The 23,403-nt window shown below is 38.5% G+C and carries 16 protein-coding genes; 13 read left to right on the top strand and 3 right to left on the bottom strand.

What is annotated here, in order from left to right:
- Positions 1–56: 56 nt before the first annotated feature.
- The 13 genes from VB693_RS16590 to VB693_RS16530 all read left to right on the top strand — a co-directional run bounded on the left by VB693_RS16590 (position 57) and on the right by VB693_RS16530 (position 15,410).
- Positions 57–1,013 carry a glycosyltransferase family 2 protein gene (locus VB693_RS16590; RefSeq protein ID WP_323267219.1) on the top strand — a complete coding sequence of 319 codons (957 nt, stop codon included), beginning with the start codon at positions 57–59 and terminating at the stop codon, positions 1,011–1,013.
- Between the two features lie 244 nt (positions 1,014–1,257).
- Positions 1,258–2,067: an ABC transporter permease gene (locus VB693_RS16585; protein WP_323267218.1), complete on the top strand. Its 810-nt coding sequence runs from the start codon at positions 1,258–1,260 to the stop codon at positions 2,065–2,067.
- A gap of 2 nt (positions 2,068–2,069) precedes the next feature.
- The gene (locus VB693_RS16580; protein ID WP_323267217.1) at positions 2,070–3,380 is read left to right on the top strand and encodes an ABC transporter ATP-binding protein; all 1,311 of its coding nucleotides are present in this window, start codon (positions 2,070–2,072) and stop codon (positions 3,378–3,380) included.
- A 328-nt stretch (positions 3,381–3,708) separates the two neighbouring features.
- Positions 3,709–4,776, top strand: a complete 1,068-nt coding sequence (locus tag VB693_RS16575) for a glycosyltransferase family 4 protein (RefSeq protein ID WP_323267216.1) — start codon at positions 3,709–3,711, stop codon at positions 4,774–4,776.
- Between the two features lie 133 nt (positions 4,777–4,909).
- Positions 4,910–6,103, top strand: coding sequence for a glycosyltransferase family 4 protein (locus VB693_RS16570; protein WP_323267215.1), 1,194 nt, complete (start codon positions 4,910–4,912; stop codon positions 6,101–6,103).
- Positions 6,078–7,091: a glycosyltransferase family 2 protein gene (locus VB693_RS16565; protein ID WP_323267214.1), complete on the top strand. Its 1,014-nt coding sequence runs from the start codon at positions 6,078–6,080 to the stop codon at positions 7,089–7,091. Before VB693_RS16570 ends, VB693_RS16565 begins: the two co-directional genes overlap by 26 nt.
- 284 nt (positions 7,092–7,375) lie before the next feature.
- On the top strand, positions 7,376–8,404 hold the full coding sequence (locus tag VB693_RS16560; protein WP_323267213.1) for a glycosyltransferase family 2 protein: 1,029 nt from the start codon (positions 7,376–7,378) through the stop codon (positions 8,402–8,404).
- Positions 8,405–8,523: 119 nt separating this feature from the next.
- Positions 8,524–9,645 (top strand): glycosyltransferase family 2 protein, encoded by a 1,122-nt coding sequence (locus VB693_RS16555; RefSeq protein ID WP_323267212.1) that lies wholly within the window; start codon positions 8,524–8,526, stop codon positions 9,643–9,645.
- 57 nt (positions 9,646–9,702) lie between these two features.
- Positions 9,703–11,367, top strand: coding sequence for a glycosyltransferase (locus tag VB693_RS16550; RefSeq protein ID WP_323267211.1), 1,665 nt, complete (start codon positions 9,703–9,705; stop codon positions 11,365–11,367).
- Complete coding sequence (locus VB693_RS16545) at positions 11,364–12,089, top strand: methyltransferase domain-containing protein (RefSeq protein ID WP_323267210.1); 726 nt, start codon at positions 11,364–11,366, stop codon at positions 12,087–12,089. The genes VB693_RS16550 and VB693_RS16545 overlap by 4 nt, the downstream gene beginning before the upstream one ends.
- 8 nt (positions 12,090–12,097) lie before the next feature.
- Positions 12,098–13,138: a polysaccharide deacetylase family protein gene (locus VB693_RS16540; RefSeq protein ID WP_323267209.1), complete on the top strand. Its 1,041-nt coding sequence runs from the start codon at positions 12,098–12,100 to the stop codon at positions 13,136–13,138.
- Between the two features lie 2 nt (positions 13,139–13,140).
- Positions 13,141–14,142 (top strand): glycosyltransferase family 2 protein, encoded by a 1,002-nt coding sequence (locus tag VB693_RS16535; protein ID WP_323267208.1) that lies wholly within the window; start codon positions 13,141–13,143, stop codon positions 14,140–14,142.
- A 278-nt stretch (positions 14,143–14,420) separates the two neighbouring features.
- Positions 14,421–15,410 (top strand): NAD-dependent epimerase/dehydratase family protein, encoded by a 990-nt coding sequence (locus VB693_RS16530; protein WP_323267207.1) that lies wholly within the window; start codon positions 14,421–14,423, stop codon positions 15,408–15,410.
- Position 15,411: 1 nt separating this feature from the next.
- Here the strand turns inward: VB693_RS16530 and VB693_RS16525 are convergent, their stop codons facing one another.
- The 3 genes from VB693_RS16525 to VB693_RS16515 are packed head-to-tail and all read right to left on the bottom strand — an operon-like array spanning position 15,412 to position 23,105.
- Positions 15,412–17,799 carry a hypothetical protein gene (locus VB693_RS16525; RefSeq protein ID WP_323267206.1) on the bottom strand — a complete coding sequence of 796 codons (2,388 nt, stop codon included), beginning with the start codon at positions 17,797–17,799 and terminating at the stop codon, positions 15,412–15,414.
- Positions 17,800–17,838: 39 nt separating this feature from the next.
- The gene (locus VB693_RS16520) at positions 17,839–21,579 is read right to left on the bottom strand and encodes a TonB-dependent receptor (RefSeq protein WP_323267205.1); all 3,741 of its coding nucleotides are present in this window, start codon (positions 21,577–21,579) and stop codon (positions 17,839–17,841) included.
- On the bottom strand, positions 21,576–23,105 hold the full coding sequence (locus VB693_RS16515) for a hypothetical protein (RefSeq protein WP_323267204.1): 1,530 nt from the start codon (positions 23,103–23,105) through the stop codon (positions 21,576–21,578). The genes VB693_RS16520 and VB693_RS16515 overlap by 4 nt, the downstream gene beginning before the upstream one ends.
- Positions 23,106–23,403 lie beyond the last annotated feature (298 nt).

Genomic DNA, 23,403 nt, shown 5'->3' with positions numbered 1-23,403 from the left:
ACATAAAGTAAATATTTCATACTGTTATACACAAGATGCTTGAAGTGAGACTAAAAATGCCAAGAGTTTCTGTTGTGATACCTGCTTATAATGCTATGGTCTATCTACCAAAAACTGTAGATAGTGTGTTAAAGCAGACTTTTACAGATTTTGAAGTATTAATTATTAACGATGGTAGTTCAGACCATATTTTAGAATGGGCTACTGGTCTACAAGATCCACGAGTTAAAGTAATTTCTCAAGAAAACCAAGGATTACCAGGAGCGCGCAATACAGGCATTATTCATGCCCAAGGAGAGTATATAGCTTTTTTGGATGCTGATGATTTGTGGGCACCGACAAAGTTAGAAAAACAAGTGCATTGTTTGGATAATAAACTGACAGTAGGTTTGGTATATACCTGGACGGTTTTAATTGATGGGCAGGACAATCCTACTGGTAGAATTTTTGCTTCCCATCCTGAAGGTAATGTATGGCAGCAACTTATGGAAACCAATGAAATGTGTAATGGCAGTTCATCTATGGTTCGTCGTTGTTGTTTTGACACAGTAGGACTATTTGATCGGAGCTTAAAGTCTGCAGAAGATTTAGATATGTGGTTAAGGCTCTCAGCTCGTTACCCTTTTGCAGTAGTTAAAGAACCTTTAACCTTCTATCGACAGCATTCCAATAGTATGTCCAAAAACCGCGAGCGGATGATTGGAAGTCTTCGGATTGTCATAGAGAAAACATTTCAGTCTGTACCATTAGACTTGCTACATTTAAGAAACCGAGCTTATGCCAGCCTTAATGTAGGTCTAGCATGGATAGCTATAGATGAAGGTGACTACCAAAAATCAATGTATTTCTGTCAACAAGCTATGTTACATCATCCACAAATACGCTACTCGCAAAAATTTATCCGCTTGAGTTTAGCCATTTTGTTAATTCGCTGCTTTGGTCCATATGGCTACGATGCAATACGAAGTCTAACCCGTTTTTTACGTTGGCAGATTTTAAATTTTGCACGATAATCTTTTATTCTTTTATATCTAGTCGTTGAAATATTGAAGTGAAAGATGCTGCTGAATCAGTTATCAAATCAGGTTGCAAATAACAGTCATATTTATTAATCATTGAGTTTGTATTAAGTGTAGTGAGAGATTATGAATCAAATTAACTTAGCCAACTATGGATAGATTTAGAAGTCAACGACCTCAGCAAATACAACAAGAAGAATTAGGATCAACAAGATCTGTTTACACATCTGAAAGTCGGATGCGGCATCCCTTTAAGTTGTTCAAGGAAATGGGACGAGATTTATTAGCCTCCCAAGAATTAGCTTGGCGACTTCTAGTAAGAGATATTAATGCTCAATACCGTCAATCATTTCTAGGAATTTTTTGGGCATTTATTCCACCAATAATTACGGCAGTTGGTTTCACTTTTGCAAAAAGCAATGGTGTTATCAATATTGGTAATACAGAGTTACCGTATCCTGCCTATGTTATGTTCAGTATGACACTATGGCAAACCTTCACGGAGGCACTGAATGGGCCACTCCAAGCAGTGAATGATGCCAAGTCAATGTTGGCAAGAATTAACTTTCCCCATGAAGCACTAATTCTTGCCAAACTAGGAGAAGTATTTTTTAACTTTGGTATCAAGCTCATATTAATTATGGGTTTATTTACCTGGTTTCATATCCCAGTTACTTGGAGCCTAATTTTAGCCCCAGTTGCATTAATTCATTTAGTTTTGCTAGGAACATTTATTGGTTTGTTGTTAGCACCAATGGGTGCTTTATACCAGGATTTTTCTAGAGGATTAACCTTAATTACTGGATTTTGGTTGTTTCTTACACCAGTAGTTTATCCAGTTCCCAGTCATGGAGTATTTGGCAGTATTGTGAAGCTAAATCCGGTTACACCTTTGTTAGTAACAACGCGAGAATTAGCAACGACAGGTGTCATATCAGACCCACAGGGATTTTGGATAGCAAGTTTAATTGCAATTTTAGGATTGCTATTAGCTTGGATTATCTATCGTCTAGCGATGCCATTTGTAATTGAGAGGATTAGTTCGTAATTATGACTATTATAAATCAGCAAGAAATATCAGCCAAGTCACAGAATAACGAAAATGATATTGTGATTTCTGTTAATGAAGTTTCTAAAAAGTTTTGTCGAGATTTCAAGCTATCTTTGATGTATGGTATGCAGGATATTACTTCTGAGCTATTAGGACTCCGGGGAAAGACTGATAAATTACGAAAAAAAGAATTTTGGGCGTTAAATAATATCAGTTTTAAATTGCGAAGAGGTGAAGCAGTAGGCTTAATTGGCAAAAATGGTAGTGGAAAATCAACACTACTGCGGATTATTGCTGGTTTGATTAAGCCAGATAGTGGTTGTGTAGAAATTAATGGTCGAGTAGCACCATTAATTGCCTTGGGAGCAGGATTTAATCCTATTTTGACTGGGCGAGAAAATATTTATGCCAATATGGCAATTTTGGGATTGTCTAAAAAGGAAATTGATGAGAGATTTGATGAAGTTATAGAGTTTGCAGAAATTGGGGATGCAATTGATGCCCCTGTGCAGACTTATAGTTCTGGAATGGCTGCTAGGTTAGGATTTGCGAGTGCAATTCATACAGATCCTGATATTCTTTTATTAGATGAAGTATTGGCTGTGGGAGATATTAAGTTTAGAGCTAAATGTTATAGAAAATTGGCTGAACTACGAAAAATTGGAACATCATTTGTCTTAGTTTCTCATAATACACAATCGATTATACAAATGTGTGACATTTCAGTTTATTTGTTGCAAGGTAACCTTATAAGTTATGGTAACACTTATGAAGTTACATCATTGTATGAAAAAGAACTTTTCTCATTTGAATTAAACAATCAATATGACTCATATTTATTACAATTAAAGCCAGAAAAATTAATCCATGAAAGCGAAGGTGCAGATATTATTTCCCTTGCATTTATGGATTATAATAACAATAGTCTTAAATCTCTTTTAAGCGGACAAGAAGCAATATTGAGTATAAAATTTAAGGCTCACAAAAATTTTAAGAATATCTGTTTACATATAAAAATTACAGAGTTTGCTGGAGAGGGTGAAACAGTATTATTTTTAAGTAGTATTAACGATAAAAATTCATTTGAAGTACATACCGGGAAGCATGAAATACAGCTAAAAATGCCTTTTGTCGGGTTGAAGCCTGGCTTATATACAATAAATATCAAGTTAAAAGAAGGACCTATACATACTCTTGATTTTATTGAATCATTTAAATTTGTAGTAAATGCAGATAGTAAAATGAGCGAATGTCAATTTTATCAACCAAGGGAATGGCAATTAGTTAGCAACATTAACTTTAATCCTTAGTGTATCAATAAATTTCAATCGCCCAATTATCTTCATTTAAAATAATGGAACTAAAATCAAATAGAACGTGAATTTTGCTTGGCACGTTTATAGTGAAATCCAGCATGAAAATGAAGAAAATTAAGACTTTTACAGATATACATAAACCTGTATTCGGCGAATGTTTGAAGAGCAGAATTTTGAAGTAATTTATGAAGCTATAAATCAAGATTTTAATTGAAAATAATTAAGATTACAAATGATATATTAGGAGGAATGCTTGAAACTAATTTATATCTCCCAAGGTAATATACCTTCCAAATGGGCCCATACTTTCCAGGCAATGAAGATGGCTGAAGCATTAGCTAGAGAAGTAGATTCTTTAACTTTGCTAACATCAGGAAGTATCTTACCTTCACAGATATCATCTGTAGATTTAGTAGAATGGTACGGAGTACCTTGTTCTTTTAAAATAGTTCATTTGCCTATTTACATATTCTTAAATAAATGCTTTTTTGAAGATTGGCGTTATTTACGATTTGATATATGTGCTTCATTATATACTCGCTTTAAATCACCAAATATAGTGTTTACTCGTTCATTAGATGCTGGTTATATTTGTGTCAAACTTAAATTAAAGACAATTATTGAAACCCATATTAGTGCGGATTCACGGGAGCTTAGAAAAATTGTAAATATTTCTCGTGATCCCAATCTACTTGGAATAGTAACTGTAAACGAATATCTAAAAAATACTTATATTAAAACTGGTATACCTGCCACAAAAATTTTAGTTTGGTCTGATGCAATTGATGTAGATAAAATTACTATAAAAGTTCCTAGCAAGCAGTTATCAAGAGAAGAATTAGGTTTGCCACCTTTACGAAAAATCGTAACTTATTGCGGTCATTTTTATGAATACAAGGGGGTTTCTTATGTTATTGAGGCTGCAAAATATTTGCCAGATATCCTATTTTGTTTAGTTGGTGGTTGGCCTAATGATATCGAACGATGTCAAAAGCAAGCTGAGGGATTAAAAAATATATATTTTGCAGGCTTTGTTCCTAACAAAGAAGTATATAAATATCTTGCAGCTTCTGATTTTCTTCTTCTTCCTAACTCTGGTCGTTTTGAACAAGCCTACACAACATCACCTTTAAAATTGTTTGAATATATGGCTGCTCAACGCCCAATTATTGCTTCTGATATTCCTGCCCTCCAAGGAGTTATTCGGCATAAAGATAATGCTTTTTTAGTTGAACCAGATTCAGCCACGGCTATTGCTGATGCCTTAAAAATTCTTGAAAAAAACTATATTCTATCCAACCAAATTGCTGAAAATGCACGACAATATGTAAATAATTTTACTTGGTCACATCGTGCAAAAGATATTCTCAACTTCTTTTTAAAAGAATAGTAAAAGTATTTTTGTCCAAATCTAAAATAACTAGGAATTCTTTTTGGTATAACTAGGATTCAGCACGTAAAAAAACACTTAGAGCATTCAGTCTCCACTATATCTTCATAAAAAATTAATTGAACTCATAAATATGCGTATTGGATTTGCGACGACAGAATATGTCACTGAAAAAAATTTTAGTGGTGGTTTGGCGAACTATCTACATCGAGTAGCCAAGGCATTGTTGTCTTTAGGACATGAGGTTCATATTGTAGTGCTTTCAGAAATTGATCGATCTGAATTTGAACACGAAGGTATTCAGATTCATCGCCTAACCTTAGGAAAAATACAACGAATACTAAATAAACTAAGTCAATACCATATAAGTGAAACATTACAATGTTTAGACTTTAGCCTTCAGGTTTATCACAATCTTTTAGAATTACACAAACAGCAGCCTTTCGATATTGTTCAGTTTCCAGACTGGAATGCTTGTGGTGTGATTTCTAGTCTTCTTTTGCCTATTCCACAGGTAACACGTATTTCTGCATATAGACCAGTATGGATGGAAATGTATGAAGATTCATGCGCTCTCGATGAGCAAATTATGCAGTGTTTAGAATGGCTACAGATGCGCCTGATCAAACATATCTATGCACCAAGTTATACTCTGAAGCGACTATTGGCTGAAGAAGCCAAAATAACTCATGTTCAGGTCATTCGCACACCTTTCTACTTAGAAACCTCGGATTGCGATTCATCTATCTTCAATGAATATTTACAAGGTAAAAAATATCTACTATTCTTCGGTCGTTTTCAACTCCATAAAGGATTTCATATATTAGCTCAAGCTCTACCTCAAGTCTTTGAAAAGCATCCAGACTGTCATGCTGTCTTTGTAGGGCTGGATGTACCATCGTCTCTTGCACCTTCCATGAAGGAATATGCTCTTTCCTTGTGTAGTAACTATACAGAACGACTCATCTTTATTGATCGGATACCCCATACCCAGCTCTATCCGGTCATCGCTGGAGCTAAACTTGTTGTCTTGCCTTCTCTAATTGACAACTTACCCAATGCTTGTTTAGAAGCTATGGCATTGAGTAAACCTATTATTGGAACAGTTGGTGCTAGTTTTGATGAACTGCTGACTGAGGGAGAGACAGGCTTTCTTGTACCTATAGGTGAAGTAAATACACTAGCTACCAAAATAAATGAAGTATGGATTCACCCTAGGTTGGATGAAATTGGTCAAGCAGCAAAGTTAAAGGTTCAAGAATTTGCTATTGAAAATACAGTGAAAGAACTCCTGATTTACTATGACAGGATTAATAGAACTATTTAATACGCTTAAATTCCTTAAAAATACGAGAGACAATCTGAAAAATATGAATATTTACGGCATGTGTTTAGTCAAAAATGAAGACGATATTATTGCACAAACTCTTAAAGCTGCTACTGAATGGTGTAATTATATATATGTCTATGATAATGGCAGCACTGATAGAACTTGGGAGCGAGTATTGGAACTTTCCAAAATATATAAGCAAATTATTCCTTATAAACAGGAAAGCCGTCCTTTTAGTGATGATCTACGAAGTGAGATTTTTAATCATTATCGAACAAATAGCTCTGAAGAAGACTGGTGGTGCCGATTGGATGGTGATGAAATTTATATAGATGATCCCCGAATATTTCTAGCCAAAGTCCCTCAGGAATATATTCTAGTTGTCAGTGCTAGCTTTGAATACTACTTCACAGATAAAGATTTAGAGCTTTACAATCATAATCCCTCTTTATATGCAGATGATGTGCTAGTTGAGCAAAAGTGTCGCTACTACATCAATAACTGGTCAGAAGCACGGTTCATTAGATATAAAAAAAACTGGATTTGGCGCGAAAATGATGGGGGCTGGCCATCAGCCGTATGGCAAGCTCCTATCTATCCAGTTAGGATATGGCTGAAACATTATCAGTATCGTTCTCCACAGCAAATTCAAAAGAGGATAGACACTCGTCGTGAAGCTATAGTAAACAGGTCGGGATTCTGTCACGAAGCACAAGCAAATTGGAAAGGGTTAGTTTTTGACCAATCTAATTTGGTATCGGATTTTGAGCAACTTAATATTCAAGATATTCCAAATGATTGGACAGCAAGAATAGTTGAAGCATCAAAATTACACTATGATGCTTATGATAGGAAATTTGTTGTTTGTGAAGATTTAATGACTAAAATAGAAAACCAACATTCTACAATTAATAAACTTAATTTTGACTTCAAAAAAAAGCTTTTCAATACATTTGATTTTGTCAAGCATAAATTAAAAAAGTGATTTAAAGTAATACAATTTAAGTAGCAGTCACGGCAAATTCGTTACTAAAACAAATGAAAAATGGGTGTGAAAATATCTATATATATTCATCGAAGCAGCATTTTCAAGCCAGGTCGGCGTGAATATTTATTTTTAAGAAAAACCCAAAATTGTTTGAGTATATAGAACAGAGGTTTTCACCTATTCCTATACCATTACTGAAGTGCCAAAATTGCAATAGTCTAGTTATTCAAGACAGTCCAGACTATATCATTTATCGCATTAGTTAATCTAGAGAAAATTACATGAGTCAACCACATCCTTACCGTGCAACTATTCTAGCCGTACCAGAGGTAGTATCCCGTCCTCTTTGGTCGGTTATGATTCCGACATACAACTGTGCCAGATATCTGCGCGAAACACTAACTAGCGTGTTAGCTCAAGACCCTGGTTCGGAAATCATGCAGATAGAGGTTATTGATGATTGCTCTACTAAAGACGATCCACAAGCAGTGGTTGAAGAATTGGGTCGAGGGCGCGTTGCTTTCTATCGACAGCCAGAGAATGTCGGGTATATAAAAAACTTTGAAACTTGTTTAAAGCGATCTCGAGGTAAGTTAATTCATTTATTACACGGCGATGATTGTGTAAAAAAGGGTTTTTATTGCAAGCTGCAATCAGCTTTTGAAGATAACCCAGAAATAGGTGCTGCTTTCTGCCGTCATTTTTATATGGATGAGAATGGTCATTATCAAGGAAGTTCTGCCTTAGAGCAACCTGAAAGTGGAATTCTGAGCAACTGGTTAGAGCGAATTGCAATTGAACAGCGCATTCAAACGCCTTCAATTGTCGTGAGGCGGAGTGTATATGAAAAGCTAGGAGGGTTCGATCGCCGATTCTCGTGCTGTGGTGAAGATTGGGAGATGTGGGTACGAATTGCAGCGCAATACCCAGTGTGGTATGAAGTTGAACCTCTAGCTTTATATCGTATCCATTCAAACTCTCTTAGTCGGATATCTACCCGTACAGCAGCAGATACTCAAGAATTACGTATGGCAACTGAGATTATGCAAACTTACTTACCTACATTAGTTGCTAGGAAACTATCTAACAAAGCTAAGGAAAATATCGCTCTTTACTCTGTTCAAGATTTAGTATTACAGATGTTAACCCTTGGCGATTTTACGGCTGCAACTACTCAAATTCAAGAAGCATTAAAGTGTAGTTATTCTCAAAAAGTCTTGATAGAAATGAGCCGCACTATTTTCCAAAGTGGAAAATTCTGGATAAAAAAAGTAATCAAGTACCAAATGAGTTTGAAAACTCATCAGTGAGCGTTAGTAGAGATTTAAACAATAAAACATCATTATTGAAGTTGCTCACTGAATATATGCTCAAAAAATCATAAAAAACCAAGAGGATAATATTTTTACTATTTTCAAGGTGCTGATACATGACTAAAGTTACAGTGTTGATGCCAGTTTATAATGGAGAACTCTACCTTAGAGAAGCGATAGATAGCATCCTTGACCAAACCTTCCAGGATTTTGAGTTTTTAATTATTAACGACGGTTCTACAGATAGCACGCGAGAAATCATTTGTTCCTATGATGATCCACGTATTCGGTTGATAGATAACGATTACAACCTTGGCTTAACGCGAAGCTTAAATAAGGGATTGAAATTAGCTGAAGGAGAATTTATTGCTCGTCAAGATGCAGATGATATTTCAGAGCCTGAAAGGTTAGCTAAACAAGTTGCTTTTTTGGAAACACACCCTGAAGTAGCATTAGTAGGTACATGGTACAAAGATATCGATCCACAAGGAAGTTTAATTGGAGAGTGCAATCTACCGTGTAATAGCATACAAATTCGTTGGGATATTTTGTTTTATTGCCCTTTTGTACATAGTGGTATAATGTTTCGTAAATACACCATTGGAAAACACATTGGGTTTTACAACGAAGCTTTTTCTTATGCACAAGATTATGATTTGTGGTGGAGAATCGCCCGCCACCTACAAGTTGCAAATCTAAACGAATATCTCATTAAGCTGCGAATAAATCCTTGCTCTATGACAGCTACTTATGGAAATATAGTTGATGATGAGCCACTGCAAATAAAGTGTAATAATATAGGACATTTACTGGGGTGGGAAAAAGCCAAGGCGTGGAGTGATGGCGTATTCTTTAAAGCAATGACATTGTTGTGGATAGGAACTCCAGATGAGCTAAAAGATTTAAATCTACAATATTTGAATCAAACTATAGAAGAAATCTTCAAGATACACCAAGATTTTTGCAATTACTACAATCTTGACCGGGAAGAGTGTAAAAAACATCGTAACCAAGTTTCTACTCAACTTATTAATCAGCTATTAGAGCTAGCTTACTACTACTTGGAGCAAGATAAGTATAATACTTGGCAGCTTTTAAATAGAGCTTTTTGCCTGAATTTTAGAATTTTGCTGACTAAAAAAGTTATGCGCTTATTTCTTAAGTTAATTATAGGATCGCGGCTAGTAAGAGAGATTCAATACATAACTCAAGAGAAACTGAAACTGGAACAGAACTGAATTTGTAATGAAACCTAAAATATCTTTTGCGATAATGAAATGAACAGCAATTCATTAGTGTCTATAATTACCATTTTTTTAAATGCTGAGTTATTTATTCAAGAAGCAATAGAAAGTGTATTTGCCCAAACCTACAAAAATTGGGAACTATTATTGGTCGATGATGGTTCTACGGACGGCAGCACTGTAATTGCTCATGAATATGCGAAAAAATATCCTGAGAAAGTGCGTTACCTAGAACATGAAGGTCACCAGAATCGAGGTATGAGTGCTGCACGCAATCTGGGCATTCGTAACGCTATAGGTGAGTACATCACTTTTCTAGATGCTGATGACGTTTGGTTAGCGCAAAATTTGGAACGACAAGTAGCAATACTCTATACTCGCGCTGAAGCTGGTATGGTTTATAGCAATACTCAATATTGGTATAGCTGGACAGGAAATCCAGAGGATACTCAAAAAGAATTTTGTGACGAAGTGGCAGAACTAACTAAAAAACCTAATACTTTGTTCAAACCTCCAACACTACTAACCTTATTTTTACAAAATGGCGGTGCTGTACCTTGTACCTGTAGTCTCATGGTCAGACGTGAAATACTAGAGGTGATCGGTGGATTTGAAGAGAGATTTCGTGGACTCTATGAGGATCAAGTCTTTTATGCCAAAGTCTGTCTTAAAGCGCCTGTATTCGTAGCGAATGAATGTTGGGCAAAATATCGAAGACATCCAAACTCCTGCTGTTCTATTACCCAGAACACAGAGCAGGAATATGAAGGACGTTTCTTTTTTTTGACCTGGTTAGAGAAGCATTTGACTGAACAGGGAGTCAAAGATTCAGAGGTCTGGCAAGCTCTTCAAGAACAGTTATTACCTTATCACTATCCAGTTTTGTCAAAACTAACAAAGCGTGCCCAACATTTTGTAGAACGGATGAGTTTTAATTTTAAAAACCTAATTCTCATGAATAAAAAACAATTGAAGCAAATAGCACAGCAAACATTACCATCACCTTTCCATCGTTGGTTAGGTTCTCAATTATTTGGTGAGAAATATCGTCCACCAACAGGAATGGTAAATTTTGGCTCTCTGCGACGTTTGACTCCTATAAGTCGGGATTTTGGCTACAATCGAGGTCTTCCCATCGATCGCTACTATATAGAAAATTTTCTTGAGCGTCAGGCTAATGATGTCCAAGGACGAGTATTGGAGATTGGCGACGCATCATATACACGTAGATTTGGTGGCGATCGCGTTACTCAAAGTGACGTACTACATGTAATCGAAGGGAACCCAGAGGCAACTATCATCGGCGATCTGACTAACGCAGACCATATTCCATCAGATGTTTTTGACTGTGTGGTTCTAACGCAGACATTACACCTTCTCTACAATATGCAAGCAGCTCTAGCAACTCTCTACCGCATCTTGAAACCCGGTGGTGTTTTGCTAGTAACCGTTCCTGGTATTAGCCAAGTAGTCAAATGCGAATGGGGTGATGATTGGTGTTGGGCGTTAACGGCTCAATCAGCACAGTTGTTATTTGAAGAGAAGTTTCCTAAAACCAATATTCAAGTTGAAACTCATGGTAACGTTCTAGCAGCGATCGCCTTTTTGCAAGGACTTGCTGTAAAAGATTTACGCCAGAAAGAACTCGATTACCAAGATGATGAATACCAAGTATTAATTACTGTTAGGACAGTAAAACCAGAGGTGGCATCATGAATATCAGCTTGGTTAAAAAATTGCCAACTCCTGTATACCATTGGCTACGAGATATACGCTATGGTTGCTCACCAGTGGGAAAGATAAACTTTGGTAGCTTAGGACGAGTCAAGCCCATTAGAGCTAACTTCGGTTTAGATCGGGGTTTAGCTATTGACCGCTACTATATTGAAAATTTTTTGGCTCGTTATGCTGAAGTTATTCAAGGACACGTACTAGAGATTAAAGAACCCCTCTACACAGACAAATTTGGTGGTGATCGCATTACTAAAAGTGACGTACTTCACGTAGAAGTAGGTAATCCAAAGGCAACTATTGTCGCAGATTTAACTAAGGCAGATCATCTACCTTCTAACACCTTTGACTGTATCATTCTGACTCAAACACTGCCATTTATCTACGATGTACGAGCCGCAATTAGAACTCTTCACCGCATTCTCAAGCCAGGGGGTGTTTTACTTGCTACTGTACCAGGTATTACCCAAATCAGTCATGACGATATGACTCGTTGGGGTCAATACTGGAGTTTCACAACGCTCTCTACACAACGATTATTTGAGGAAGCTTTTGACCAAGAGAAAATAGAAGTTACAGCCTATGGAAACGTGTTGAGTGCGATCGCTTTTTTGCACGGTATCGTAACTGAAGAACTAGAGCAATCAAAGCTAGACTATCACAACCCTGAGTACCAGGTTTTAATTACTGCTAGAGCCGTGAAATAGTGAAACCAATGATTCTAGGCAGACTCAACAACAAAGTTCAACACACTGTTGGGCAGCTAAAAAATAAAATTTCCCCTGGTGCGCTGATCTTAATGTATCACCGTGTAGCTGAAGTAAATTCAGACCCTTGGTCATTATGTGTAACACCAAAGCACTTTACCGAACATTTAGAGATTTTACGACAATATGGCTATCCTCTGCATTTACAGCAATTGACAAAAAGACTTGGCGATCGCCAATACATAAACCGGTCAATTGTCGTTACATTTGATGATGGTTACGCAGATAACTTCTATCATGCCAAACCCTTATTAGAAAAATATGATATCCCAGCAACAGTTTTTGTGACCACTGGTGGTATTGACCAAAAGTGTGAATTTTGGTGGGATGAGCTAGACAGACTGCTATTGCAACCTGTTACATTACCGGACTTACTCCAGTTAGATATTAATGGCAGAAGCTACCAATGGGAATTAGGAGAAGCAACACATTACAGTGAAGCAGATCGTCAGCGCGATCGCCATTGGCGGATAAGCAGAAAACTCAGAGAATGTCCTACTCTACGACATACTCTCTATCGCTCACTGTATCAACTGTTGCAGTTTTTATCTGTAAATGAGCGAAGTAAGTTACTAGATGAACTAGCTATCTGGGCAAACGCTGAACCTGTAGGTCGATCAACCCATCGCTCCCTTTCCAACGAAGAAATACTTGCATTAGAGTCAGGGGGATTGATCGAAATTGGTGGACACACCATAACACACCCGTTTCTTTCTAAACTTCCCATAGTCTCGCAACGGGATGAAATTCAGCAAAGTAAAAACCACCTGGAGGAAATATTAGGGCATCTAATCACGAGTTTTTCATATCCTAATGGGAGTTACACCACTGAGACTACTTCCATTGTCAAAGAAGCTGGATTTACCTGTGCGTGTTCTAGCATTGTTGGTAAAGTTCAGCAGCATAGTAACTTTTTTCTCTTACCTCGTTTCGTAGTTGAAGATTGGGACGGCGAAACCTTTGCTCATTGGTTATCAAGGTTTTTTTAATTATGACTAGCAAACCTTTGATTTCTTGCATCATCATCTTCTTTAATGCTGGTGAGAAGTTTTTTGTAGAAGCAATAGAAAGCATATTTGCCCAGACTTATGAGAACTGGGAACTATTACTAGTCGATGATGGCTCTACCGATGGTAGTAGTGAAATTGCTATAGGCTACACACAGAAATATCCTGAAAAAGTCCGTTACTTAGAACATGAAGGACATCAGAATCGCGGCATGAGTGCAACTCGTAACTTAGGTATCCGCCACGCCAAAGGCGAATATATTACCTTTTTAGATGCCGATGATATTTGGATACCAAATACTTTAGAGGAACAAGCCGCTATTTTAGATTCCCATCCTGAAGCTGCTATGGTTTATGGGCCAATTCAGTGGTGGTACAGTTGGACTGGAAATCCTCAAGATATGAGACATGACTTTTTCGACACTCCTATTGTGTCTATGGAAGACTCTAGAGTACAAATTAATACTCTAATCCAGCCACCAACGCTGTTCTTACTCTTATTACAAATTAAAATTGGCATATCGGGAATGTTAGTACGCCGTCAGGTCATAGAAAAAGTTGCTGGCTTTGAAGAAATATTTCGAGGTCTATATGAAGATCAAGTTTTTTGTACAAAGGTTTGTCTTCAATTCCCTGTATTCGTAGCAAGTCAGTCTTGGTATAAATATCGACAACATCCTAGTAGTTGTTGCCAAGCAGCAGTAGAGCAAAAAGGTAAAGAATATGCTGCACGTTTCACTTTCCTGAATTGGGTAAGACAGTATTTAGTTGAACAGGGTATCAAAGACAGCAAAGTATGGCGGGTATTCAGAAAGGAAAGACTACTAGTTGTTCATCCAATTTTGTACTTTTTATTTCAGAAGAACAGGTATTTCCAGTGGAAAATTAAAAAATTTGGTCAATTGCAACAACTTCTTATTACCAGAGTTATTAATTTTGTCCATTCCTACAAATTACTTACTTTGAATAGAAATGGGACGAAATAAGTTACAGAAAATTGATTTGCGATCGCCTTCTTCAATAAAGAATTCAAGATTTAGAAACAATTAGTGAGGATTCAGACCCATCATGAAAAATCGTTGGTGATAACTGTTTCTGTAGATCCCTAGTTTAGAGTAGACCACCAAATCATAGATTTGGTGTGGCGTTTCACCATATAAATAAGCTCTGCCCGCTCCGATAGGAAACAGAGTAATGCAGAGATGAACGTAAGTTTATCTCCAAACCTGATGAAAATATTTGTTTTTAAACACACTCCAAAATTATGCACTTTATTGTCACTGGTGGAGCAGGCTTTATCGGCTCTCATCTGACAGAACAACTTTTGTCAGATGGTCATCATGTCACTGTAGTTGATAACCTATCGACAGGTAGCTTACAAAACCTACCTGAGCATCCTCATCTCAAACTACTAATAAAAGATATATCCAGATGTCAACCCCAGGATTTTATCGAGCAGATTGATGGACTTGCTCATTTAGCAGCTACTCCATCGGTTACTCAATCTTGGCTGCAACCACTAAAGGCTCATCACAATAATCTTTCAGCAACGATCGCCATAATTCAACTTTGCCAAGCCTTAAACATTCCCAGACTAGTTTTTGCCAGTTCCGCAGCTGTATATGGCAATCCAACGCAACTACCAATTTCCGAAAATCAGCAGACTTACCCCATTTCTCCCTATGGCCTACAAAAACTGGTCTGCGAACAATATGCCAAATTATTTGCTAAACAATTAGGTTTTTCATTTGTAGGATTACGCCTTTTTAATGTATTTGGCCCCAGACAACAACCTAATTCCCAATACTCTGGTGTAATTTCCATCTTTATCGATGCCATGCAGCAAGGTTTACCCATAACAATTTATGGAGATGGTACTCAAACACGAGATTTTATATATGTTAAAGATGTGGCAAATGGATTTACAAAAGCTTTAATGACTCCCTTGAAATTGGGATCTTCTTTAATTTGTAACTTAGGTAATGGAAAAAATACCTCTTTGATTGAACTGGTTGATATTCTCAAGACTTGTTTTCCTAATCACCAATCAGTAACTAATTTCATGCCTGCTCGTCCAGGAGATATTCAGCATTCACAAGCTGATATCTCAAGTGCATCTTTACTTTTAGATTTTACACCTCAGTGGTCTCTAAAATCTGGTTTACAGACTTTCATTAAATTATTCGAGACATCTCCTCAATTTCTCACAATTGAAAAAAAATCACTGGAATTAGCAAATAAACAGGTAATTTAATTTATTTGACTTTAGCCCGGAAGCGTACAAAGCCGTAAGAATCTGGTGATAAGGTAGGTAAAATAGAATTGCGGGTAATCTCTACTACTACAGCCCCATTAGTATTATTACCAATGTTATTGCAGAAACTGGGTGTATTGGGATCATTCGCTGGGTAAAAAGTGCCGCGATCGCTATCTGCTACATTACTAAAATATACTGTCGGGGTAGTAGAATCCACTGCCATAGCCATCCCTTGATCTGCATCAGCTAAACCGCCATCATTGGGAGTTAAACCATTAAACGCAGTAGGCAAAAATGTCGTATTATTAGGTACTAAATCACATAATTTAACCTTAACTGCATTACTTAGACCACTAGAAAGAAAATAGATAGTGTACTCTAAAATATCTGCTGGCTTAACAGTCCCAGCATTAATTAAACCGCGTAAATAATTAGCTGGCCACTTGGAATCATTATCATCAGTATCCCGTGGTGCAGCTACATAATTAGTATCAGTATTATTTACATTACTACTACCATCTACAATATTAGTGAAGTCTTGGTTGTTAATGCGGGTGATACGTTTGACTAATAGTAATTTAGAATTACCAACTGTAGCAGATGTAAACTGCATAGTTACTGTTGCAGGCGTAGGATCTTCTTTTCCTGCCGCATCCACTGCTGCTACGGTAAAATTAACTGTGATTGCACCATCATTTGGGTCTAGTGTCAGTTTGGTTGGATCATAGCTATTAATTACCTGGTTAGCTACCACAGCTATGTTGTTGTAGTACAGTGTCCCATTAGTTGGCAGAGTTACAATCTTAAAGCTTTTGCCAGAGCCAAGATTGCCATCTTCAGGGTCAGTTCCTGATAGGGTTGGTACTTGCACTTTATTTGTTCCGCCTGGGTTATTTTGTGGAGATGCACTAATGCTGTTAGTATTGGGCAACTGCTCAATCCCAAAGTCCTTACCAGTGATGCTAGTGTTAAGAGTATTGAAAGGTGCTGTTGTTACTGGACTTGTATTTGTCCAATTAGCAGGTAGCGATGGTGCAGGAGCAGCAGCACCGACTATGCCAGTAGTTGTGCTTAAAATAATTTTGACGTTGTTTTGATTGCCGGAAAGATTATTAAAAAGATAAGTGCCATCTGCATTAATGGGAGTGCTTGCAATCACATTACCGCTAGCATTGATCAAAATCGCATTTAACCCACCAGCATTAGTACCTGCTTCAGTGCCAGTATTGATATTGTTGAACGTATTGTTAGCACTACCATCTGCATCATCCCATACCTTACCAGTGATGAAATCATCGTCGAACATTGTGTATGTAGATGTGAGTATTGGCGCACCACCACAAGTTGTTGTAGAACTCTGGATATATTGACTGGAAGATAGGATTGTGAATTCAATTGTCTCATCACCTTCAGAAATGTCATCATTAGTGATTGTGACTGGGATAGTAAAAATACTGCCACTGCCTCCATCGTAATTACCAGCAGGAATAGATACAGTAAAATCAGTTGTACCAGTCGGCGTGGTATAGTCTGTACCCAGAATTGCTGTACCACCAGTGACTTTAATAGGAACATTTATATTCGATGTAACCAAACCAACAACCCTTATTCTGGCAGGATTGGTAGTAGGTGTAGTTTCCGATTCAGGACTACCCCCTGAACCAGTAGTAAACTCAATAAAAGGTAAACCATAGAAATCTACTTGATCAAGAAAGTTACCCACCGTTTTGCTACCACTTCCAGTGGATACGGCTTTGAATCCCACATCTTGAATACCGTTTGTGCCATTGTAAATAACAGTACCAGAGTAACGCACCCAACCATTACCAGCAGAGACAGGTGAAGTAAGAGTTGTATTAGTTCCTGCTATTGGCGTAGCATTAGGTACTGTTCCGTTATTGGTTGTAGAAAATGTTCCAAAAGTAGTTGCACCAATTGAGAAGGTGGCTACATCTGGAACATTTGCATTACCTCTCCCACGGTGTAACAAAGAAAAATTAACAGTTTCTCCTTGGATTAAACACATTTTTTGAAAAAGAGAAGCTTCTTCTTCAGCGTTTAACTCAGCAAATTGATTTCCTGCACCAGTTGCTGTGTTAACACTACTGAATCCCTTTGTCCAAATCTCAATGATTTTGCCCAATGTGGTAAAACCAGTAGTTGCACAAGTAGCTGTCCCTTGCTTGGTGTTATGGGTTGTTGTCCACCCAGGGATCTGGCTTTCATCCACTTGAATGTAACAGCTATTACTAAAAACAGGTTGTTCAAAACTAGGGTTAAGAAACGATCGCTGGATCTGAGCTTGAGCTAAAGTAGGTTGTAGTACCAATGTTGTACTTATTAATAACCCGCCGAATTTTTGAATATTTTTCTGATAATTATTCATAAATAAATTTCTATAAAAGCAACGTCCCAACATTTACCGTCAACGCGCTACAGGTTTCTGTAATCCAAACCCATCAAATAATTCATTCAATTTAAGCGTCAAACCCAAATAAAGCCCCCCCGCCGATCGCGTACCAGAAAAATCACGGTCATCAACTTTCCCAAAAGCATAACCAGCACCAAGACGTAGGTTAGGACTCAAATAGTAACCTGCTTCCACAACAAAACCCGTCTCAGTATAGTTAGCTTGACTAATTACACGCGCCTCACCGACTAAATCCCAGCTATATCCCAAGCGATAAGTAGCACGCAATTGTCCCAGATTTACTGTACTTGTACCCGCCAAGTCATTCGCTAAATAAGAAGTGCTATTACGCAGTGCATACTTACCATAAAATTCCCATTGCCAATTAGGTGCATAAATTGCTTCTACAGCAAAGGTATGGTCTTGAGAACCCGTACCACTACCTAACAGAATCGTGTCGGGGATAATCGCCGGGTTTTGACGATATTCATAACGCAACAAAGCATTAAATTTATCGTCGGTGGGGTCGCGGTAAGCTAAACCCAACTTCAAGTTCACCGTATCACCCAATCCAGAGAGTTTTTGATTAGAAGAGTTGGCTTGCTGATAACGCACCAAAGCCGTCAGCGCAGGGGAGATTTTACCTAAAGCTGCGGCGGAAATCACGGTATTAGAACCGCCGGAGGAAGTGCGATGTTCATAACGCGCACTAGCTTGAAACTCAGGATTATCAGCATATTCCAAGCCAACACTGTAACTATCACCACCATTAAATCCAATAGCAGCAGCAATTTGTCCAGGTGCAAATGGTTGGGCAAATTGTTGACCGGCGGCGGTGCGGTTGAAGAAGTTACCAAAGACGTGTTCGTAAGCCAGATTTAGCCGCAATCCAGAAGCAATCATCCACTGATTTTTTAAACCTACAGCACCTTGGGTAGTCAGTTCGTTAGCCCCTCCGATAATGGAGTAACGACCAGTTAAAGTAGTATCTGAACCTAGTTTATGTTCGCCGTTGACACTTAAACTAGTGATGGAATTTCCCTCTAATTGACCGCTAGTGTAAAATTGTTGGGCAAGACTAATATTTACACCAGAAACAACAGCCCAATTTAGTCCTAAGATAGTGCGGTCTGGGTAGACTATATCTTTTTGGGAAGATAAGGTGAGTTCATTTTGGGCTTGGAAAGTTAGTTTATTGGTGAGGGGATAGGTGAAACGACTACGCAATTGATCGGATGTACTTTCTAAGGCGTTAGTCGAAATCCTGTCTTGGCGATCGCGATGAATCCAATCAACATCTACAATAGCTTTACCCAAACGTTGTTGTATTCCCGCAGAAATAGTTGTGAGGGAATTATCAACTTTACTACCGGGGATAGCTTCTGAGCGCGGTGAAAATAATTCTTCAAAGGTATCTAGGGGTTGCGGTGCAATCCCAAAGTTATCTTCATGGTCGTACTGCACCCGAATATTGGTAGTTTGAGAAACTCTCCCTGTTAACTGTCCGCCATAACGAGTCTGACCAGGAACAAAGCTAATAGTGGCATTATTCGCAAAACCTGTATCGGCGTGGCGATAATAGGCGCGACCTTGTAAACCTTTAAAAATCTCTCCCTGGGCTTCTAAGCGGTAAGCTTCGCCGCTTACCAGTCCCATAATGTCAGAATCATTGGTGGAATGTGCATATTCTGCGGTTAACTTACCTTGAGAACCTAAAGAGATCATGGCATCTGCGCCATAAAGTTCAAAACCGCGTACTCCTTGGTTTTCTCGGATATAGGTAGCCCCTAGCCAACTTTCTTGATTGAGGGTGCGGGAAAAGTTATATTGCAGACGGCCTGCATAGATGTTGCTATCAGTGTTGTCACCGTCGTATTGATAGCTAACAATAATGCGCCGGACGAGAACTTGTCCCGTTTCGTCAATATCTGTACGCAGAATTGGTTCACGAAAAATTAGAGTACCGCGATCGTAATCAATTTCGTAGTCTCTCCCCCTATTTAGTTGTTCCCGTTGTAATACTGAACCAGGGCGATTTAATTCTTCTAACTCAATGAAAACATTCTCACTCCCAGGAACTAATAGCCGACGAGAGAGGAAATAATAACCGCTAGTACCATCAGGTGCGATCGCATCTCGTTGAAAAGCCTCTAAATTATTACCATAGAAACCTGTAATTTGCAGATTTCCTAAGTTGTAATTGGCTTTAAAGCCGTGGAGTTGGCGAGTAATAGCGGTGAACTGCTGAGAAGAACGAGCAAATTCTTCTGTGTTGTAGTCACCCCACATCGCATAATCAGGCGCAGTTCCAGGGATACGAGTGGAACGTTCAAAGCGTAGATATAGGCTATCAATAGAAGGTGCAACGACATCAACTTTGGAACTATCACCGTAGACAGGATAGTTTTGTTCACTAAATTGATGACTCCTAAACAGTCGATTATCACAGTTGCAATCTTCGTTGAGGCTGCGAGAACTATTGTACGCACCCGTAAATAACCAGTCGCCCAGAGTACCCGTAGCAAAGATAGAGGATTTAAAATCTAATTGGGTGCTTGTATCTTGATCGGGACGGAGAAAATCTCGGAAGCTACCGTAATAGTCTGTCCCTCTTGCACCTAAACGCACATCTATCACCCCAGTTACTAGACTAGGACGCAGTGCTGTTTCAAATTGCAATTGGGTAAAGGCTTCTAAATCATTGGCTACCGCTCTAATTCTCACAGTTTGGGCTTTGAGATCAGAACGCAATTGAGCTGTAAACTCTCCTTTCTTCACCTCTACCTGAAACCCTGGTTGTTCTGGTTTCAAGTCTGCCCCTACTAACTCGCCAGCCGTAGGGATTAAAGTAGCGATCGCATCTTGATTCGATCGATTTCCATTTATATCTAGCAGTTGACCTTTGATTGTCGCAATTGAACGTCCATCAGCCGGGATACGAGACTCAACGGTTTCTATCGTTAATTTACTGGCTGTTCCCCTCACTACTACCCTGGTTGTGACAGGTGTCTCTGTACTTCCTATGATTTGGGCAGAGAGAGTATTTTCGCCGTCTTTAAGGGAGACTCCATACCATGTCTGCGTTACTAAGTTTGTATTCGCATCGGTTTCTGTTTTTCCTAATAAAGAAGCATCGACTAATGCACCATTTACCCGCAGTTCTACTTGACTACCAACAGGAAACTGCACTGTTACTGTAGTTGCTGGGACATCTACAACGCTGTCAGCAGTGGGGGTGAGGATTTTTATTGGGGATTGGGAAGTATTTTCTGCCCTTTCACCATTCTTTTCTGGTTCTGCTGCTATTAACTTACTTAAGCTTCTAGGTAACGGTGTTTCGTCGGCTGGTTGGAAGGTGGGAATTTTTTGAAGTTTGTCTGGGATGGGTACGGTGAGTTTGCTTAAGCCTAATGGTACTTCAATATCTGGTGATGGTTGAAATGGTGGGATGGCGTTTTCAGAAATCTGAATATTTTCGTTGTGTATTTCTTTATTTCCTGCTTCTAGGGGAACTGGCTCGTTTGATTGAGTGGTCATTTGACCTAACCCCCTAACCCCCTTCCCTACTAGGGAAGGGGGGATATTTAAAGCTTCTTGTTTTGTCGAAGGCGAGGGGTTTTCTAACTCTGGTAAAAATTCTGGGTGATTATTAGTATCAGCAGTTGCACTATGAGCTATAGCCGGATACAAAACGCAGCTAAAAGCCCCTACCATCACTCCCATGAACCTCAAATTGAAATTAGTTACAGGTTTCATGGCTTAACTACCTCCTCAGCGATCGGAGTAACGGCGAAATTCATCCGTACTAAGCCTCCTGGTTCTAAGCGCACTAGGCGAGATTGACTATTACGCTCACGGAATTTTTTGTTGGGCGCGAGTTTGTAACCGGGAACACTGGTGAGGTCTAATACTCCGGCGTGACTTCCAGGTAAGGCGTTAGCTACGGAAAACAAACCATTGGGATCGGTAGTAATTCGGTTGCCATCTTGTAAGAAAATTACCGCGTTGGCAACTCCTGGTTCTCCTGGTTGTTGTTCCCCATCGAAATTTTTGTCAACAAACACACGACCGATAATTGTGCCACAGTCAGAAACTATGCCTGGACGAATTCTTAATTGATGGGTAGCTGGGCCATCTTTAATACTAAAACCATTGTCAGCACGTAAGGCATTGGCGATCGCACTGTTCCTTCCAGTACCGCGCAGAGAGTCAGTCGTTAATTGTGCTGCGTAGGCAATATTTAGCACTTTCCCGACGGGGATACTGACATCTGTGTTGAAGGTGACAGTGCTACCATTACGTGTAGAAGTGATGGCGACTAGCTGACCATCAATTTCTCCCCGGACAAATTTAGGTAAAAAGTTAAATCCTAAAGGTAAATTATCGGTGACAACTACATTATTTAAAGCCGCATCAGATAAGTTGCGGACTGATAGGCGATAGATTACAGTATCGCCTGGTTCAGCCGCAGCGCGATCGCCTGTTTTGATGATCTGCATCTGACTGGCTTGACACATATTAGTAGTAAATTCAAAAGCTAATAAGTCCAATCCCACTACTTCTGCATTTGGAACTAAGACCACTGTGCTTTCTACTCTGGTTTCGCCAGTGAGACTGATTGGTTGACCATCTAAAGAGGTAGCAATATAACGGACAATACTGTTATTAACTGCACCTGCGCTATCAAGAATTTCAATCTTGATGCGTCGTTGCTGATAAACAGAATTAGCTGGGGGATTAACTACAAAAATATAAGTCCTACCTGGATCAGTTTGACCTTTATTTGGATCAAGTAAGAAATTATAGACACCAGCCGGATTATTAGTAATGAAATAAGGATTAATATTTTCACTATTTGGTGCTTTACCACCAGGAATATTATTATTAGGAATATCAGGAACTTCTGTGCGGGTTAGAGAAACTAATTGCCCTAATTCTGTCCCCGTTGGATCATTAGGATTAGGTTCATATACACCCACAGAAAAACCTGTGTAATCTGGTAAAAGCGCACCTCCACAACCTAAAATGCGTCCTAATGGGTCAACTAATGGCTCAGGATTTAAATTAATCTGACTAGTAAGTCCTTCATATCGATTATTGCTAGCAGTATCTTGATAAGTATAAGTAGCTTGATTTGTGAGATTGACCACACGAGCATCTTGTGCAGTGGCTGGGATGAATATGGTCGTTTGTAACAAACTGCCAAGCAGGATTGTTGCTGTTAACTGTTGATAGAATTTACTACCAAAAGTATTTTTTTTCTTGTTACGAGGACGGTTCACTGACTTATCTCCTCAGACACGCCCTGATATTTACATTTATTAATAAAGACATTTATTGAAAAGTGATAATTATCTCCAGCCCAAAGACATCAGAAGCCCCAATTAAGAGGTCAAGACAAAAAGCTTCATCTAAAGATGCGATAAATCGCATCTTGAAAAAATGTACGATGTAGATTTTTCATCAATTACGAATTACAAATTATGAACTACGAATTATCTAGTCAACAGATGTCATCACGATCAATTAATAAACAAAGGCTGACTAATGAGTAAATGTTGCCCAAAAACAGTACAAAAC

It is taken from the genome of Anabaena sp. UHCC 0399 (assembly GCF_034931465.1).
Taxonomy (GTDB): domain Bacteria; phylum Cyanobacteriota; class Cyanobacteriia; order Cyanobacteriales; family Nostocaceae; genus Trichormus; species Trichormus minutissimus.
The sequence above is the reverse complement of the archived record's forward strand: the minus strand, read 5'-3'. Positions and strand labels throughout refer to the sequence as shown.

Bases quoted from the DNA above. Each gene is read 5' to 3' on its own strand.
- VB693_RS16590 (WP_323267219.1), top strand. From the start codon at position 57: ATGCCAAGAGTTTCTGTTGTGATACCTGCTTATAATGCTATGGTCTAT.
- VB693_RS16585 (WP_323267218.1), top strand. From the start codon at position 1,258: ATGCGGCATCCCTTTAAGTTGTTCAAGGAAATGGGACGAGATTTATTA.
- VB693_RS16580 (WP_323267217.1), top strand. From the start codon at position 2,070: ATGACTATTATAAATCAGCAAGAAATATCAGCCAAGTCACAGAATAAC.
- VB693_RS16575 (WP_323267216.1), top strand. From the start codon at position 3,709: ATGGCTGAAGCATTAGCTAGAGAAGTAGATTCTTTAACTTTGCTAACA.
- VB693_RS16570 (WP_323267215.1), top strand. From the start codon at position 4,910: ATGCGTATTGGATTTGCGACGACAGAATATGTCACTGAAAAAAATTTT.
- VB693_RS16565 (WP_323267214.1), top strand. From the start codon at position 6,078: ATGACAGGATTAATAGAACTATTTAATACGCTTAAATTCCTTAAAAAT.
- VB693_RS16560 (WP_323267213.1), top strand. From the start codon at position 7,376: ATGAGTCAACCACATCCTTACCGTGCAACTATTCTAGCCGTACCAGAG.
- VB693_RS16555 (WP_323267212.1), top strand. From the start codon at position 8,524: ATGACTAAAGTTACAGTGTTGATGCCAGTTTATAATGGAGAACTCTAC.
- VB693_RS16545 (WP_323267210.1), top strand. From the start codon at position 11,364: ATGAATATCAGCTTGGTTAAAAAATTGCCAACTCCTGTATACCATTGG.
- VB693_RS16540 (WP_323267209.1), top strand. From the start codon at position 12,098: ATGATTCTAGGCAGACTCAACAACAAAGTTCAACACACTGTTGGGCAG.
- VB693_RS16535 (WP_323267208.1), top strand. From the start codon at position 13,141: ATGACTAGCAAACCTTTGATTTCTTGCATCATCATCTTCTTTAATGCT.
- VB693_RS16530 (WP_323267207.1), top strand. From the start codon at position 14,421: ATGCACTTTATTGTCACTGGTGGAGCAGGCTTTATCGGCTCTCATCTG.
- VB693_RS16525 (WP_323267206.1), bottom strand. From the start codon at position 17,799: ATGAATAATTATCAGAAAAATATTCAAAAATTCGGCGGGTTATTAATA.
- VB693_RS16520 (WP_323267205.1), bottom strand. From the start codon at position 21,579: ATGAAACCTGTAACTAATTTCAATTTGAGGTTCATGGGAGTGATGGTA.